This window comes from Paenibacillus glucanolyticus NBRC 15330 (genome assembly GCF_004000885.1).
Lineage (GTDB): Bacteria > Bacillota > Bacilli > Paenibacillales > Paenibacillaceae > Paenibacillus_AQ > Paenibacillus_AQ glucanolyticus.
Map to the genome: position 1 here is coordinate 397,233 of NZ_BIMC01000003.1, position 17,118 is coordinate 414,350.

Genomic DNA, 17,118 nt, shown 5'->3' on the forward strand with positions numbered 1-17,118 from the left:
CTAGGATTTGGGCGAAGAAATGACAAGCAATGTAAATTTCACAGGATGATATGATAAGTAAAAGACGTTGTCTTTCTCTTTTCTATTAGAAGAACCATAGAAGCCCGCAAGGGCTTTTCTTTTTGATTATATATGCTTATGCCGATTATACTGCTGCGAGGCTGCTGGGAGATAATAAACATGAAATGGTTGGAGCAGTACCCTAAGGAAGTTAAAGGTTTTCTTGTAGCAAGTCTCGTTGCCTCTGCAGGCGGCTCCTTGATGTGGCCGCTGACAACGATGTATGTATTTGATGAGCTGGGACGCAGCATGCAGGATGCCGGCTTTGTCATTCTGATTCAATCGATGGGGGGAATTGCGGGCCAGCTCCTGGGCGGGGCCATGTATCACCGAATTGGGGTGAAGAAACTCATCGTGGGCTCCCTGCTGTTGAATGCGCTGGGGTTGTTTACTCTTCCGTTCATTAACGGACTATGGGGCCTCTTCATCGCGATGATGGGATTCATCGGGTTCTGCAACGCAGTATCCATGCCGGCCATTCAGGCCTTTATCGGATTCAGGTTTGCCGATCGACGGGGTGAGCTGTTCAATGTCATCTATGTTGCTAACAATATCGGTGTAGCGCTAGGTACGGCCATGAGTGGATTTTTGGCAGAGATATCCTATCATTTAAGTTTTGTCTTAAACGGAGTCACTTCCTTCGGGTTTGCGATTTTCTTCCTGTCCTATCTGACGAAGCTGGACGGACCCGGCGTACCGGAGCAGTCCCATCACCCGCAGCCCAAAACTCCGCTTCCCGCAGGCCCCGGTGCTTGGGCATTGCTGGGAAACACCCGAATTTATCTCTTCATGGGTTTGGGCTCTCTGTTTCTGTGGTTCGGTAATTCGATCTGGAATACGGGCGTCTCTCCCTTCATCATCTCAGAGGGGATGTCCAAGACAGCCTATGGTTATTTATGGACCCTTAATGGCATATTGATCTTTGCCGCACAGCCGCTGACCAATGCAATCAAGCGCTGGTTTGCCCGGACGGAGAGCAGCCAGATGACGGTGAGCGCACTGTTCTACCTGTCTGCTTACCTCGTTATTGTGGCGATGCACAGCTATCCGGGTATGGTGCTTGCGATGGTGCTGGCTACACTCGGCGAAATGCTCATCTCACCTGCTGTACCGGCCTTTATCTCGGAGCGGGCAGGTCATGCAGCACCGTTCTATATCGGCGTTACAGGCGGTATGGGAGCTGTCGGACGGGTGATAGGTCCTTATGCTATGGGAACGATGTATGATGGCGGGGGATTGACGCCAGTGGCGTGGCTGGCAGCAGGCGTTGCGGTGTTGTCCTGCTTATCCTTCATGGTGCATGCACGGCTTAGCAAGAACAGCTCGCTGAATCATAACCTCCACGACAAGAATGCAAGACAAGCTGACGCTTCCAGCCCTCACTAAGAAAAATAACATGGAATGTTATAAAGCAGCAGGCAAGCTTCCGGCCGGCTGCTCTTTCTTATGGGGTCGAAGCTCACAGCGCTTGTCAAAAAATAGACTCATAAAAAAATAAAAAGGATATTGAAATCGCTCTCAAGGGAAGCTATAATGAACTTGTCGAAACGTTTCAAAACAGAATGCGTTTTTTGAAGTTATCAAGCAATCAAGCAGATTATTATGAATACACAAAAGCATGTTTATACCTGAAATAAGCATGAGAAGGTGCTTTATAGGGGGAATGAAGAGACATTAGGATTATAGATTTGTACTTTATCCAGCGTCTTTATTTTTTCGAATAAAATCGAAACGTTTCGAAGTAAGTGCTTTCAATTTAAGTTCCGTATTACGTTTTGCATGCTGGTAAACATTAAAAACGGGGTGAATGTAGAATGAGAAAAAAATCATTATTATGGACGTTGGCAGCAATGCTGATGTTCTCGGTTGTTTTAGCCGGATGTTCTGGTGGGTCTGAAGATGCCAAGGAAGGCGGCGAAGGCAAGAAAGAACTGAAAGTTTGGTTGATGGGTGACACAACAGACGAAACCTTAATTAAGGAATATGAAGAGAAAAATCCAGGTGTTAAGGTGAGCGTTCAATTGATCCCTTGGGGCAGTGCACATGACAAGCTGCTTACAGCGGTTGCATCGAAGAGTGGTCCTGATGTCGTGCAAATGGGAACCACCTGGATTCCAGAGTTTGCCCAGGCTGGAGCTTTGCTCGATCTGACGCCGTATCTTGAGCAGTATCCTAGCCTGAAACAAGAGAACTATTTTGACGGTGCTATCCAAACCATGAGTTATGATGACAAGGTTGTCAGTATCCCGTGGTACGTGGAGACACGCGTATTGTTCTATCGCACAGACATTCTGGCCGAAGTCGGCTACCCGGAAGGTCCTAAGACTTGGGATGAAATGAAGGATGCCGGTGAGAAGCTGGCAGCTAGAGGAAACGGCAATTACGCCATTACCATTGATGCCAAAGACATGAACTACCTGTCCATGTTTGCCTGGCAGAATGGAAGCGACATGATTGACGAGAACCGGAAGCCTCATTTTAACGAACCGGAATTCATGGGAGCCATGGAATACCTGAAGAGCTTCTACGATACCGGAATGACGCCGCTTGCGAGCGATTTGGATCTGTTTGCCGCATTTAAAGACGGACAATTCCCGATGTTTATCAGCGGTCCTTGGATGATTCAAGGTGTTAAAGACAAAGCGCCTGAGATTGAAGGCAAATGGGCAACAACAACACTTCCGGCTAAAGAAAACAATGCATCGTTCCTCGGTGGAGCGAACATGTCGGTATTCAACACAACCAAAAATGCAGAGGAAGCCGTTAAATTCATCTCTTTCATGAGTGAAAAAGAATCGCAGCTGACCAACTACGATGTAGCTAAAAACCTGCCTGCTGTTAAGAGTGCATGGGAAGATCAACGCTTTGAAGATCCGATTTTTGCTACCTTTGGAAAGCAGCTCGAAAACGCTAAACCTGTTCCGTTCATTAAGGAGTGGGATGCGATTTCCAAGGAAGCTATTGCAGCTTTTGAGAAAATTACCGTTGGTGGAGCTGACATCAAAACAGAAATGGATCTTCTGAATCAAAAAGCTACCGAAATGCTAAACAAAAAATAAGAGTGCGTCTTAAACGCAGCCCGGCTTGTTTCATCGAAGGATGAAACAAGCCTGACTGTTTAAAAACGTACGTTATTCTTATATTGAGAAACCCACACTTGCAGGAGGTGAATGACATTGCAGAACTTTATCAAGCGCTTTAACCATTATAAGTATCCTTATATGTTTATTGCGCCCGCACTGGTGCTGCTTCTGACGTTCTCAATCATTCCGATCATCGTTGCGCTAGTCATCAGTTTCACGGATATTGACCTTGCCGGCCTCGCGAATTATTCAAACATTGAAGGCGTTGGCTTTGATAATTTTATCAATGTATTTAAAGATCCGGTCTTTCTGAAATCCATGTTTAACACCATGTTCTATGTTATTATCGGAGTTCCGCTTGTCGTAATGCTTGCCATGGGCGCTGCCCTGCTGCTTAACTATGGCACGGGATTGTTGTTTAAGACATTCCGCGTCGTGTATTATATGCCTTCCATTACGAATATTGTGGCGGTCGCGGTTGTTTGGGGTTACTTGTATAACAGCCATTACGGCCTCTTTAACCATATATTGTCCTGGTTCGGAGTGCCGGCTCAGCAGTGGCTGACAGATCCGGCACTAGCCAAGCTATCGCTGATTCTTCTGGCCGTTTGGAAATCCATCGGACTTAACATGATCATTTTCCTGGCTGCGCTGCAGGGGATTCCGCGCTCCTATTATGAAGCGGCGGAGATTGATGGTGCAAGCAAATGGAAGAAGCTCCTGTACATTACGGTACCACTGCTTAGCTTCGCGACCTTCTTTGTCACCATTACGACATTGATCGGCTGGATTCAATTCTTCGAAGAGCCGCTGGTTATGACCAAGGGTGGCCCGCTCAACTCCACGATGTCGATGGCTCTCTTTATCTATAACAATGGCTTCCAGCTTAGCAATTTTGGCTATGCGGCCGCAGGATCGTTTGTACTCTTCATCATCATTATTGCTGTAACGGTCTTGCAATTCGCAGTCAAGAGAAAAGATGTCGAATATTAAGGCTCAGGTTCAAGCGACCATCCCGTATCGTAACTGAAGGAGGCTTTAGAGTATGGCAGCTAAAAGAATTGAGAAAACAGTCATGACGGTGCTGCTCATTGCAGGAGGACTGCTCATGATGATTCCGTTTATCTGGATGATCACGTCCTCGTTCAAGCCGGAAAATGAATTTACAGCGGTTCCGCCAACGTTATTACCAAAAGAATTTACAATTAAGAATTATGTGGACTTATTTACGAAGCTGGACTTTATTGTATATTTGAAAAATACACTTATCATTGTGTTCTGGTCTTTTGTCGGTCTGTTCCTTAATGCGCTTGCAGGATATGCATTCGCCAAATACGAATTCCCTGGCAATAAAAAGCTGTTCTATCTCGTGCTTGCCACGATGATGATTCCAGGGCAGGTTACCATGATTCCAGTATATCTGCTGATCAATGCAATGGGCTTGACCAACACGATGGCAGGTATTGTGCTGCCGGGCTTGGTTGGCGCTTTCGGTATTTTTCTATTCCGTCAGTTTATGTCCACCATTCCAACGGATTTAATCGAGGCATCAAGGCTTGATGGAGCAGGGGAGCTGCGTATCTTCTTCCAGCTGATCGTTCCGATCACAAAGCCCGTATTCGCGGTACAGGGAATCTTGGCGTTCATTGGAGCCTGGAACAGCTTCCTGTGGCCTCTCATTATGGCAAACGACCAGAAGCTCTACACGCTTTCGGTTGGTTTGCAGCTTCTGAAAGGACAGCATGGATCTGACTTCGGTCTGCAGATGGCAGGCGCGGCATTCATGGTCGTTCCAATTATTATCGTATTTTCTTTCTTCCAAAAACACATTATTGAAGGATATACGATCTCCGGTATGAAATAAGTTAAATAGAGTTTTTTATGTACTAGAAGGGGCGTAAGGAAATGGCAACGATTAAGGATGTGGCAAAGCTCGCCGGGGTTGCGTTGTCAACCGCTTCCTATGCACTAAGCGGCGATAGCAGGGTGAGTTCCAAGACAAGATCCAAAGTGCTCGATGCAGCAAGACAATTGAATTATCGGAAGAACGGATTCGCCATGGATTTGAAGCGGAGTCGTACCAAGACCATCGCGCTTATTCTGACGGATCTGTCCGGCCCTTATTATTCTGAACTGATTCGAAGTGTGCAGGAAGTGGCATTAACCAACGGTTATGATCTGATTGCTTGCAGCTCGATGGGCGGAAGAGATTCGACGGCGGTTAAATTTCTGCGCGAGAAGAGGGCGGACGGAGCCATCATTCTGGCACCCAATATTCGTGATGAAGTTCTGGTTGAGACCTCCGGTCCCCAATTTCCGATCGTTGTGATGGATCGTCAGTTGTCCAGTGATTATTTGCTTAACGTGCTGGTTGACGGAGAGCAGGGAGGATATACGGCTACCCGTTATCTGCTGGAGAATGGACACAAACATGTAGCCTATATCAGTGGTTCTTCTGATTCTTATGATAACCATTTACGTTACAAAGGGTATTTGCGAGCACTTGCGGAGGCTGGGCTGGAGGAACAGTCGAAATGGCGTCTCAGCGGCAATTTTGTGCGCGAGGGCGGTTATAATGCCACCAAAATGTTGATTATGCAGGGATCGCTCCCATCGGCTGTGTTTTACGGCAATGACGAAATGGCCATCGGTGGATTGAAGGCATTTGAGGAATGCGGGATATCGGTACCGAATGACATCTCTGTCATCGGATATGATGACATCCAATTAGCCGAATACGTAAATCCGCCGTTAACGACCATAAGACAGCCCAAGAGTGAAGCGGGGTCGCTTGCAGCCCATTTGCTGTTTCAAGCATTGGCCGGTGAATCGGTGAAGCAGTCTTACATGCTGACTACAGATATGATGGAACGTGCATCGGTAGGAAAGGGTAAAGCAGGGAATTAAGGTGCCGGATCGGAGATGAGGAACTTGGCGTGGATCACATGTGATTTTTATTCGGAAACACTGCAGCTGTCCACCAGCATGGAGGTGTTTCTACCCCAAGGCAGCTTAATGCCACTCCGTTCTTCTTCGAAGCTGCCGGTGCTTTATTTGCTTCACGGACGAGGGGCAGATCATACCGAATGGATGCGCAGGTCATCCATCGAGCGATATGCCGAGAGCAAAGGCCTCGCACTCGTGATGCCGGGATTCGGGCGCAGCTATTACATGGATATGGCGAATGGGCTGCCATACTTCACCTATCTCAGCGAAGAGCTTCCCAAGCTTGTTCGGACGTTCTTTCCGGTGTCTGGCCGAAGAGAAGATACCTTTGTCGCTGGAATCTCCATGGGTGGGTATGGTGCATTTAAGCTGGCGCTTAGCTATCCGGAGCGTTATGCGGCTGGTGCAAGCTTGTCGGGCGGGCTGGATCTTGCCAGCCGCGCAGCAGGAGCGGGCTTTCAGGAGTCGGAGATCCGCACGATCTTCGGCCGTGTGGAGAACGTGCGGGGGAGCCGGGATGATTTGCTCTTCTTAGCTGCAGAGTTTGCCGCATACACCGGAAACAAACCGATGCTGTATCAATGCTGCGGAACCGAAGATTTTTTGTATAAGGACAATCAAACCTTTAGACGATATGCGGACAGCCTGGGAATTCATATCACATACGAAGAAGAGCCGGGTGGACATGAATGGGGATATTGGGACAACAAAATTCAGCGGGTGCTGGATTGGCTGCCCCTGCCCTGAATTTTCTGTTCAAATTCATTGAAACGTTTCGAATTTATAGAGATATATGATGTGATTTATTCAATCTAAAGTCTGTTCATAATTAGCATTAAGACCTTATATAATCTATATTTTAATGGCTTAAAACGACTGTGTTTGATAAAATCAAAACGTTTCGAATTTATGTAGAATGGAATGTTGCAAAGACAAAGGAGGATGGGAAATGGCAGATCAACAACTGATTTCTCTGGTAGATCAGATGACGCTGGAGGAAAAAATCGCGCAGCTTCTACAACTGGCCGTCCCTTTTTTCGAAGGAACTCAGGAATCCGGACAGATTACAGGTCCTATGGAGTCGCTCGGCATAACGGATGCCATTGTAAGTAATGCAGGCTCCGTGTTGGGTTTAGCGGGTGCAGAGGCAGTTATCGCTGTTCAGGAAGCGCATATGCGCAAAAATAGGCTGGGCATTCCGCTGCTGATCATGGCCGATATCGTGCATGGGTTCAAGACCATCTTTCCGGTGCCGCTGGCAATGGGAAGTTCGTGGGATCCGAGTCTTGCCGAGCGGAGTGCGGAGATCGCTGCACGTGAGGCCGCGGTATCCGGTCTTCACGTGACCTTTGCGCCAATGGTGGACCTGGTTCGCGATCCCCGTTGGGGACGCGTAATGGAGTCGACCGGCGAAGATCCCTATTTGAACAGTGAATTTGCGCGAGCTTTTGTCAGGGGGTTTCAGGGTGACGACCTGAGCGGCGACCTGAACCGGCTTGCAGCTTGCGTGAAGCATTTCGCTGCCTACGGAGCAGGCGAAGGTGGCCGTGATTACAACACGGTGGACATGTCCGAGCGTCAGCTGCGGGAATATTACTTGCCTGGATACAAGGCGGCGCTGGATGAGGGCGTCGAGATGGTCATGACCGCCTTCAATACCGTGGATGGAATCCCGGCTACCGGCAATAAAAGGCTGATGCGCGATTTGCTGCGAAGCGAATGGGGCTTCGCTGGTGTACTGATTTCCGACTGGGGAGCGGTCAAAGAGATGATTCCCCATGGCATTGCGGAGGATGAAGATGAAGCGGCACTGAAGGCCATGGAAGATGGCGTGGACATTGAGATGATGACTTCCAGTTATGTTCATCATTTACCGGCACTGGTCCGAGAGGGACGGGTGGATGAGTCTCTGATTGATGAGGCCGTGCTGCGCATTCTAACTTTGAAAAAGCGCCTCGGACTGTTTGAGCGTCCTACGAGGGGAGCTGATCCGCAGGCTGAGCGGGAAATCGTATTCTGCGATGAGCATCGTCAGGCAGCACGGGAAGCAGCGGCTAAATCCTGCGTGCTCCTGAAGAATGAAGCTCTGCTGCCGCTGCAAGCGGAGCAGCGTGTTGCATTGATCGGCCCTTTTGCTGCAAGCGGCGATATTCTCGGCCCATGGTCGTGGACGGGCTCCAAGGAAGATGCAGTGACGATGGAGCAGGGCCTTCGCTCCAAGCTGCCATCTGGTCAGCTAACGGTAGCCGAGGGCTGCGGTGTGAGCACAATGACCGGACGGCAATTGGAAGAAGCCATGAAGGCTGCGATGGAAGCCGACGTTATCGTGCTTGCGCTGGGGGAGGATTCCGAGATGAGCGGAGAAGCGGGCAGCCGCGCCCTCATTACATTGCCACAGCCGCAGCTACAGCTGATTCAGCACCTCAAAACGCTGCAGAAGCCGATGGTTGCCGTCTTGTTCAACGGCCGCCCGCTGGATCTGCACGGTGTGCTGGATGAGGCAGATGCAGTACTGGAAGCCTGGTTCCCGGGAACTGAAGGCGGAGCAGCTGTAGCTGCACTGCTTACAGGCGAAGTGAATCCTTCCGGCCGTCTCAGCATGTCGTTTCCATATTCCGTTGGACAAGTACCGGTATATTATAACCATTTCAACACCGGGCGTCCGAAGGATGCGCCAGACGCGCAGGAGCGCTATGTATCGCAATATTTGGACATTCCGAATGAGCCGCTGCTTCCGTTTGGCTTCGGTCTAAGCTATACCGATTTCAAATATGGGGACATGACGCTGTCAACGGATGAAATATCGCCGGATGAATCTCTGGAGGTCACGGTTTCGGTTACGAATACCGGAGACATGGCCGGCGCAGAGGTAGTACAGCTGTATATTCGTGATCGATCCGGCGAAGTTGTCAGACCGGTCAAGGAACTGAAGGCTTTCCGCAAGGTACAGCTGCAGCCAGGCGAACAACAGGATGTAACCTTTACGCTGACCGAACAACAGCTGCGCTATCATCATTCGGATCTATCCTTCACCAGCGATGCGGGGGAATTCGATATTATGGTCGGAAAGAATAGCAGGGATACAGAGACACGGCGGTTTCGACTTCGGAAATAAACACATATTTTTGCAGACAGGAAGTGATACTTGTGACAGCCAGCAATGTAATGAACGATGACAAGATGGTTCTCAAGGCGGGAGAATTAACGTTTACCTTTTTGCCTAGCGGTGATCTGTTTCAGGCGACTTACGGCAGCACCATGATAAACCAGCTCCTCTCCAATTCGATTGATGGTGCCCTTAACAATCTGTTTCTGAGAATTCATACCGAGGCCGGCATCGAGGCGATTCCCCTGCTTGGGGTGCATTCGAACAGCGTGGTAACCCGCTTGGATAATCGGATGATGTGGGAAGGAAACGTTAAGGGAGTTGCCTATAAGGTACTATTCACCCCGACAGAATCAGGAGCCTGGTTCTGGGATATTGAGCTCCAAGGGGAAGGGATCCAAGTTGATGTTGTGTATGGACAGGACGTAGGGATCGCGCATCCGGGCGCCGTTCGAACCAATGAAGCGTATTTGTCCCAGTATATCGACCATGCCGTGTTTGAACAGGAAGACCTGGGTTATGTCGTGTGTTCCCGTCAAAACCAGCCGCAGGGAGGCGTGTTCCCCTATCTTCAGCAAGGCGCGCTGACAACAGCCGTTGGCTATGCCACGGATGGATTTCAGTTTTTTGGTCTTTCTTATAAGGAGACAAACCAAGCGGAGGCCTTGTCCAAGGAGAGCCTGGCTAATGAAGTGTATCAATATGAATTTGCTTACACTGCGCTGCAGTCACCATGCCTCGAGCTTGATGGCAAGGCGAGATTCGTATTTTATGGATTGTTTAAAGAGCATCATCCTGAGGCTGTCACCGAATTGGAGTTCCAGGATGAGCTTCAGTCAACTTGGCAGCAGGTTGAAGCTATCGGCATGACAGGAACGGGTCATAAACTAACGCGCACGGAACGATCGGAGTTCCTTGGGGAACCTCTGCGTACCGTGCCTTTGACTGCAGATGAGCTGAAGGCATTGTATCCTGTACGCCGCCAAGAGGAGCGTGACGGGGAAGAGCTGTTGTCCTTCTTCACGGATACCTACGAGCATATCGTCATGAAGGAGAAAGAGCTTCGAGTGGAGCGTCCGCACGGTCATATCCTGATGAGCGGTCAGAATGTGACGCTTGGCAGTCCTGTCTTAACGACAACCTCGTATATGTATGGGGTGTTCAATTCTCAGGTGGTTACGGGCAATACCAACTTCAACAAAATGATGAGCCACGCCAGAAGCGCGCTTAACGTGCTCAAAACGTCAGGTCAGCGTATCTATGTAGACATTGACGGGAAGTACCGTCTTCTTACCATGCCATCCGTGTTTGAGATCGGCTTTAACTATGTACGGTGGTATTATAAGACTGACAATGACATGCTGATCATTACCAACTTCACCTCGGCCGTATCGCCGGAGCTGACGCTTGAGGTTCGTTCTAAGAGCGGCAGGGCTTACCGTTATCTCGTCACTATGCAAATGACGATGGACGTCAATGAATATGAGGTTCCGTATCACCGTGTTCAGGAAGGCAACGTGATCACGTTCCGTGCGGATTCGGCTTCGCTCAGCGCGTCCGTATACAAGGATCTCCATTACCGTCTTCAGGTAAATGGAGCTGATGTGCATGTTACAGACGAAACCGCTCTGGCAAGCAATGTTGTATCGGGAGATGCTTCCCTGACGGTGTTAAGGCTTAGTGAGAGCGCTGAATGGACTATGACCATACAAGGCAATCTCGATGCGGCGAATGCTCCGATTCAGGCTCGGCAGGCCGAAGAGGAGATCGCAAGCTACCGCTCGTTCTATGCTTCGGTCATGAACGGGTTCCACTTAAGTTTCAAGGATGGTCAGGATGACAGCTTGTTCAAGGTGAATGCGCTGGCCTGGTGGTACACGCACAACATGCTGGTTCACTATTCCGTACCGCACGGGCTGGAACAATACGGCGGTGCGGCGTGGGGGACACGCGATGTATGCCAGGGACCTGTCGAGTATTTCATGGCAACTCATCAATACGAGCAGGTTCGGGATATTCTGCTGGAGGTGTACTCCCACCAATACGAAGATGACGGGAATTGGCCGCAGTGGTTCATGTTTGATCAGTATGCACATATACAGCAGGAAGAAAGCCATGGCGACATTATCGTTTGGCCGCTTAAGGTGCTTGGCGATTATTTGGCCGTTACTCATGATTACGACATTCTGGAGCTGGCCGTCCCTTATACTAGAAAACACAGCTTCGATTTTACAGAGCAATCGCATACCGTGCTTGAGCATGTGAAGAAACAATTGTCCTACATTCGGAATCATTTCCTTCATGACACCCATCTGTCTTCCTATGGAGACGGGGACTGGGATGATACGCTGCAGCCGGCCAACGCTCAATTGAAACAGTTCATGGTCAGCAGCTGGACGGTAGCTTTGACGTATCAGACCTTGAACCAGTTCTCCCATGTCATGGAGAACGTGGATACAGGAATGTCCGCTGAGATGGGGGAACTCGCTGAAGGAATCCAGCGGGATTTCAATGCGTACATCTTGAATTCCGAAGTCATTCCTGGATTTGTATATATGGAGAGCAAAGAGCACAGCAAATTCCTGCTTCATCCAACGGATCAGGAGACAGGAATCCAGTATCGATTGCTGCCAATGACGCGCAGCATGATCAGTGAGCTGTTAACGCCGGAGCAGGCAGCCAGCCATTACGAGATTATCCGTGAACAATTGTTCTGCCCGGACGGGGTGAGGCTGATGAATCGTCCGGCTGTATATGCCGGCGGCGTCAGCACCCACTTTAAGCGGGCGGAGCAGGCAGCCAATTTTGGCCGGGAAGTGGGCCTTCAATATGTGCATGCGCACATTCGTTTTGTGGAGGCCATGGCGAAGCTTGGCAAGAGCAGCGAGGTATGGAGCGGGCTTGAGCGCATCAACCCGATCGGCATTACCGAGGTTGTGCCGAATGCGGAGCTGCGTCAGAGCAATGCGTATTTCAGCAGCTCCGACGGGAAGTTCAACACCCGATATGATGCACAGGAATCTTTTAATGAGCTGCGCAGCGGACGCGTGCCCGTCAAGGGAGGATGGAGAATTTATTCCAGCGGTCCAGGGATTTATATGAACCAGCTGATCTCCAATGCGCTTGGCATTCGTGAAGCCGGGGGAGATCTCGTGATCGACCCGGTTCTGCCGACGTCACTCGATGGTCTTCAGTTCGAATTCCATTATGCCGGAATCCCGGTTACGTTCAGCTATCACATTGATAGCCGTGAGGAGACCCGTGTCACGATCAACGGACAGGATGTAGCCGCCGGTTCCATCCGGAACCGTTACCGCACAGGCGGCGTGCGCATTTCCAGCGCAGACTTTAAGCGATTAGCCACAGAGAGTCAGGTTGGATGTGTTGTGGATATTTACAGTGGAGTTAATGAACAATAATGCTTGATCCCTATAACTCGTCAGCAGGAAACACATCGTTCTGATATAATGAATGGAATGGTTATCGAAGCGAGGGATGGCGATGAAGACCCGTCAAGAGACAGTGACCATCCGGTTCTCCGAGATGAAGGACGCCGTTTCACTCATGGAGCTTGATGAACTGGTATGGGATTGTAATACAGCCCCTGAGCCGCTGAAATGGACCTCAAGGGATCATTACCTTCTGCAATGCCCGCCCGGCACGCAGCTTGTGGCGCTGTATGAGGAGGAGTTATGCGGTTATGTTGGATTCCGTGCGCCAACAGGCCTTCACAGCAATCGTCATGTGCTGGAGTTGAATATAGCGGTTCATCCCTCCCATCAACGGCGGGGCATCGGGAAGCGCCTTATAGAAGCAGTGAAGGAGATGGCACGGGTTGAGGGCATAACGAAGCTGAGGCTGCGCGTGCTGTCCAGTAATCCCGGTGCACTTTCCTTCTATAAGAACTGCGGATTTAAGGAAGAGGGCCGACTGATTCAGGAGTTCTATGTGGACGGACGTTACGTCGATGATATCTTAATGTGTTATTTCTTATAAACCGCGCATCGCTCAAAAGCACTGTCCATGTGCAAGAAGAGGATGAGTATTAGGTTGGAACGGCCCGGCAGCTTGCCGGGCTGTTTTTTTCTAATTCTGCTGCTTGACCGCTTCTGGACAAGAGCACAGGCGATTGCATATAGTAGATGAAAAAAGAAGAGAGCGGAGGTTACTTTCCATGACTTTAGGAATTGTATCACTGAATGTGGGAACGCCTGTAACCGTTGAATACCAGGGAAAAGACCTGTCTACTGGAATCTACAAGCAGCCAGTGGACGGCCCTTTGTTTCTGAGCACGGTGAATTTCGCAGGGGACGGGCAGGCAGACCTCGTCAATCACGGCGGCGTAGATAAAGCGGTGTGCGCTTATCCCTACGAGCATTACGCCTATTGGGAGAACAGTCTGGGGAAGCAGCTCCCCTATGCCGCCTTTGGAGAGAATCTGACGCTGCGGGGAATGCTGGAGGATCGGGTCTGCATTGGCGATGTGTACCGGGTAGGAGACGCAGTGGTGCAGATCAGCCAGCCTCGATACCCGTGCTTCAAGCTGTCTCAGAAGCTTGGTGTCAAGGACATGCCGGTACGTGTGCTGAACACAGGTTATAGCGGGTTTTACTTCCGAGTGCTGGAGGAAGGGGATGTCCGTGCCGATTCCTCCGTCACCCAGCTGGAGTCTCACGCTGCGGGCGCGACGGTGCTGGAGGTGCTTCGTATGATGAAGGATGGACGGAAGGATGAGCAGGGGTTGAACCGCATGCTTGAACTGGATGTGCTGTCCGTTAGTTTGAAGACGCAGTTCGGAAAATGGCTTGAAGCCCTGCAGAGCAGGACGGATTGATGTTTCTGGAGGGCGATTGGCAAAACCGGCTTGCGTCCTTTCTACAGGATACAAGCCGGTTTCTTTAAGATGATCTGTCTTATAATGACAATACGACGTTTTCTTGCGGCGTGATGAGAGGCCAAAGGCTGTCTTATGATCAAGCGCAGGTGCTGGTTATCTCATCCGCTTCCATTCGCTTTGAATCATGCCGTAAACCGCATGGTTAACATAGCCTTGAGGCAGCTTCTCCGCTTCCCGGATAACGCCTTCCAGCACAAATCCCAGCCGTTCCGGGATGGCCCGGCTGCGATGATTCGCGGTCGCACAGCGGATCTCCACCCGGTTCAGCCCCATGCGCATCAGCGCGTGATCCGTGAACGCCCGGCAAGCGCTTGTCATCAGGCCTTGGCCGGTAAAATGCTGATCCAGCCAATAGCCAATGCTGACGGAACGGTTGGTCCAATCAATCTCATGGAATGAGATGGTCCCAGCCAGCTCCTCGCGCACCCAGATGCCTGCCGAGAAGCCACCGTTGTCGGCCGCTTGCTTCATGGCCCCTTTAATATAATTGACAGAATCGTTTATCTCTGTGACGGCATCCACCCAGGGAAGCCACTTGCGGAGGCGGTCCCGTGACCGGTCTGTCATCTCGAACAGGGCCCGTGCATGCTCTATGGCCAGTGGCCGCAGCTCTACATGGTCGTCTAATGCGTATCCAAACATATATGTATTCTCCTTTGTTCACCATCGTGAAGGGTATGTCAGCCTTAACGAGTTCGCTTCACTTTTTGCTCTAATGCGTAAATATCTTCTTCAAGGGAAATCATACGCTGACTGACCACCGTTCTGCAGTCGCTGAGCGCTTGATTATATAAGTGCGGCCCCAGCGTTTCCATGAAAAAATCGAGAACGCTCTCCGCAGCCAGATGACCCAGGGTCTCGCCGCGCTCGGTTTCAAAATATTCCTGGACTCCTTCGATAAGCTGTTCGCGCTGCTCTTTGGGAAGTTTGCTAGGTTTCATAAGATTGACAGGCCTCCTATAATGGCTGTTTTCTCTTCATGCTACCCTATAAAAAAGCCCCCGTCAAAATGATTGTTGCAGGCATATCACCTTCTGCCGAATGAATTGTTCGCAGGTTGAATGCATCGATTGGATCGCCTGTCGATTGCACATCTGAAATGGGCGGCCTGCGGTGCTGAAACGCCGAATTCCTTGAACAATCCCCGCATTACAGGTATATTTAAGGGAAACACGTTTATACAGGAGATAGACAGAAATTCACAGAATGAAAGGTTGATCAACGTGGAGAACCATCGGGGAACCCCCTCCAATTTCATAAAGAATGTAATTACCGAAGACCTGAAGTCCGGTAAGGTCAAGGAGATCGTTACCCGCTTTCCGCCGGAACCGAACGGTTACTTGCATATCGGACATGCCAAGGCAATCTGGATCAATTTCACACTGGCCGACGAGTTCGGCGGACGGACGCACTTGCGGTTTGATGATACGAACCCGGTGAAGGAAGACATTGAATATGTCAATTCTATTAAGGAAGACGTCAAGTGGCTCGGCTTCGATTGGGAAGAGCTGCGGTATGCTTCTGATTATTTTGAAGAAATGTTCAATCGTGCGGTGCTGCTGATCAAAAAAGGGAAGGCTTACGTGGATGATCAAACCGCTGACCAAATCCGCGCAACCCGCGGAACCCTGACCGAGCCTGGTCAAAACAGTCCTTACCGGGATCGCGGCGTTGAAGAGAATCTGGATCTGTTCGAGCGGATGCGCAAAGGGGAATTCGCCAACGGCGAGCGCGTGCTGCGTGCGAAGATCGATATGGCTTCGCCTAATATTAATCTGCGGGATCCGGTCATTTACCGTATCTCTCATGCACATCATCATAATACGGGCGACAAATGGTGCATCTATCCGATGTATGCTTTTGCGCACCCGCTGGAAGATGCTATTGAAGGCGTCACGCATTCCCTGTGCTCCCTGGAGTTTGAAGATCAGCGCCCATTCTATGACTGGGTGGTAGCGGAATGTGAGATGGACAGCACGCCGCACCAGTACGAATTCGGACGTCTGAACGTAGCGCAGACGGTAACGAGCAAGCGCAAGCTGAAGCAGCTCGTAGACGAGAACGTTGTGGACGGCTGGGATGATCCGCGCATGCCGACGATCTCCGGACTTCGCCGTCTGGGCTATACCCCGGAGGCTATTCGCAGCTTCGTATTTGAGACGGGAATTTCGAAGGCATACGGTACAGTGGATCGTCAGGTGATGGAGCACTTTATCCGGGAAGACCTGAAGCTGAAGGCGCCGCGTACGATGGCTGTGCTGGACCCGCTGAAGGTGGTTATCACGAACTATCCTGAAGGTGAGACGGAGTGGCTGGACGCCGAGAACAATACGGAGAATCCGGAAATGGGGATCCGTCAGATTCCATTCTCCCGCGAGATTTATATTGAGCAAGAGGACTTTATGGAAGATCCTCCGAGCAAATATTTCCGCTTGTTCCCTGGCAATGAGGTTCGTTTAAAACATGCTTATTTCATCAAATGCCATGAGGTCATCAAGGATGAGAGCGGCAAGGTTGTTGAGATTCACTGCACCTATGATCCGGAGACGAAGAGCGGCAGCGGCTTTACCGGACGGAAGGTGAAAGGGACGATCCACTGGGTGGAGGCCACCCAGGCTGTACCAGCCGAATTCCGTCTCTTCGAACCGCTGTTCAAGGGCGAAGAGGAGGAAGCGGAAGGGGTGCAAGAAATTGCGGGCGAAGAGCAGGAAGTCGCAGCGGAAAAGTCCTTCCTGGACGACATCAATCCGAATTCACTGCAAATTGTGCAGGGCTTCGTGGAACCCAATATGAAGGATGCGGCACCACAGGACAAGTTCCAGTTCTTCCGCCACGGATATTTCAATGTGGACTCGAAGTATTCACAGCCGGGGCGTCCGGTATTTAACCGCGTAGTCTCCCTGAAGAGCTCGTTCCAGCTTCCGAAGAAGTGAGAAGGCTCGTAGAATGAACAAAAGGATCATGGACAGAGGCTGCTGATGTCTTTCATGCTCCCCATAACATAAACAAGACTCGAAGGCTCCCGC

General features: G+C 50.3%; 13 protein-coding genes. 11 read left to right on the plus strand and 2 right to left on the minus strand.

What is annotated here, in order from left to right:
• The first annotated feature begins 180 nt into the window (after nucleotides 1-180).
• The 10 genes from PGL02S_RS07850 to PGL02S_RS07895 all read left to right on the plus strand — a co-directional run bounded on the left by PGL02S_RS07850 (nucleotide 181) and on the right by PGL02S_RS07895 (nucleotide 14,029).
• Nucleotides 181-1,446: an MFS transporter gene (locus tag PGL02S_RS07850; protein WP_036640039.1), complete on the plus strand. Its 1,266-nt coding sequence runs from the start codon at nucleotides 181-183 to the stop codon at nucleotides 1,444-1,446.
• A 428-nt stretch (nucleotides 1,447-1,874) separates the two neighbouring features.
• A complete protein-coding gene (locus PGL02S_RS07855; protein WP_006213139.1) occupies nucleotides 1,875-3,119 on the plus strand; it encodes a sugar ABC transporter substrate-binding protein in 1,245 nt (414 codons plus the stop codon).
• 111 nt (nucleotides 3,120-3,230) lie between these two features.
• Entirely contained in the window at nucleotides 3,231-4,136 is a 906-nt protein-coding gene (locus tag PGL02S_RS07860) for a carbohydrate ABC transporter permease (protein ID WP_063455967.1), read from the plus strand.
• A gap of 52 nt (nucleotides 4,137-4,188) precedes the next feature.
• Nucleotides 4,189-5,007: a carbohydrate ABC transporter permease gene (locus PGL02S_RS07865; protein ID WP_006213137.1), complete on the plus strand. Its 819-nt coding sequence runs from the start codon at nucleotides 4,189-4,191 to the stop codon at nucleotides 5,005-5,007.
• A gap of 41 nt (nucleotides 5,008-5,048) precedes the next feature.
• On the plus strand, nucleotides 5,049-6,050 hold the full coding sequence (locus tag PGL02S_RS07870; protein ID WP_006213136.1) for a LacI family DNA-binding transcriptional regulator: 1,002 nt from the start codon (nucleotides 5,049-5,051) through the stop codon (nucleotides 6,048-6,050).
• 24 nt (nucleotides 6,051-6,074) lie between these two features.
• Complete coding sequence (locus PGL02S_RS07875) at nucleotides 6,075-6,836, plus strand: alpha/beta hydrolase (protein ID WP_006213135.1); 762 nt, start codon at nucleotides 6,075-6,077, stop codon at nucleotides 6,834-6,836.
• Between the two features lie 202 nt (nucleotides 6,837-7,038).
• Nucleotides 7,039-9,204 (plus strand): beta-glucosidase BglX, encoded by a 2,166-nt coding sequence (bglX, locus tag PGL02S_RS07880; protein WP_036640036.1) that lies wholly within the window; start codon nucleotides 7,039-7,041, stop codon nucleotides 9,202-9,204.
• A 32-nt stretch (nucleotides 9,205-9,236) separates the two neighbouring features.
• Nucleotides 9,237-12,614, plus strand: a complete 3,378-nt coding sequence (locus tag PGL02S_RS07885; RefSeq protein ID WP_036640033.1) for a GH36-type glycosyl hydrolase domain-containing protein — start codon at nucleotides 9,237-9,239, stop codon at nucleotides 12,612-12,614.
• 82 nt (nucleotides 12,615-12,696) lie between these two features.
• Nucleotides 12,697-13,191, plus strand: coding sequence for a GNAT family N-acetyltransferase (locus PGL02S_RS07890; protein WP_036640031.1), 495 nt, complete (start codon nucleotides 12,697-12,699; stop codon nucleotides 13,189-13,191).
• 178 nt (nucleotides 13,192-13,369) lie between these two features.
• Nucleotides 13,370-14,029: an MOSC domain-containing protein gene (locus PGL02S_RS07895; protein WP_036640029.1), complete on the plus strand. Its 660-nt coding sequence runs from the start codon at nucleotides 13,370-13,372 to the stop codon at nucleotides 14,027-14,029.
• Nucleotides 14,030-14,185: 156 nt separating this feature from the next.
• Here the strand turns inward: PGL02S_RS07895 and PGL02S_RS07900 are convergent, their stop codons facing one another.
• Both PGL02S_RS07900 and PGL02S_RS07905 read right to left on the minus strand, forming a co-directional pair.
• A complete protein-coding gene (locus tag PGL02S_RS07900; RefSeq protein WP_006213131.1) occupies nucleotides 14,186-14,734 on the minus strand; it encodes a GNAT family N-acetyltransferase in 549 nt (182 codons plus the stop codon).
• A gap of 44 nt (nucleotides 14,735-14,778) precedes the next feature.
• A complete protein-coding gene (locus tag PGL02S_RS07905) occupies nucleotides 14,779-15,033 on the minus strand; it encodes a DUF2164 domain-containing protein (RefSeq protein ID WP_006213129.1) in 255 nt (84 codons plus the stop codon).
• A gap of 273 nt (nucleotides 15,034-15,306) precedes the next feature.
• On the opposite strand from PGL02S_RS07905, the gene PGL02S_RS07910 reads away from it, so the two are divergent.
• The gene (locus PGL02S_RS07910; protein ID WP_036640582.1) at nucleotides 15,307-17,025 is read left to right on the plus strand and encodes a glutamine--tRNA ligase/YqeY domain fusion protein; all 1,719 of its coding nucleotides are present in this window, start codon (nucleotides 15,307-15,309) and stop codon (nucleotides 17,023-17,025) included.
• Nucleotides 17,026-17,118 lie beyond the last annotated feature (93 nt).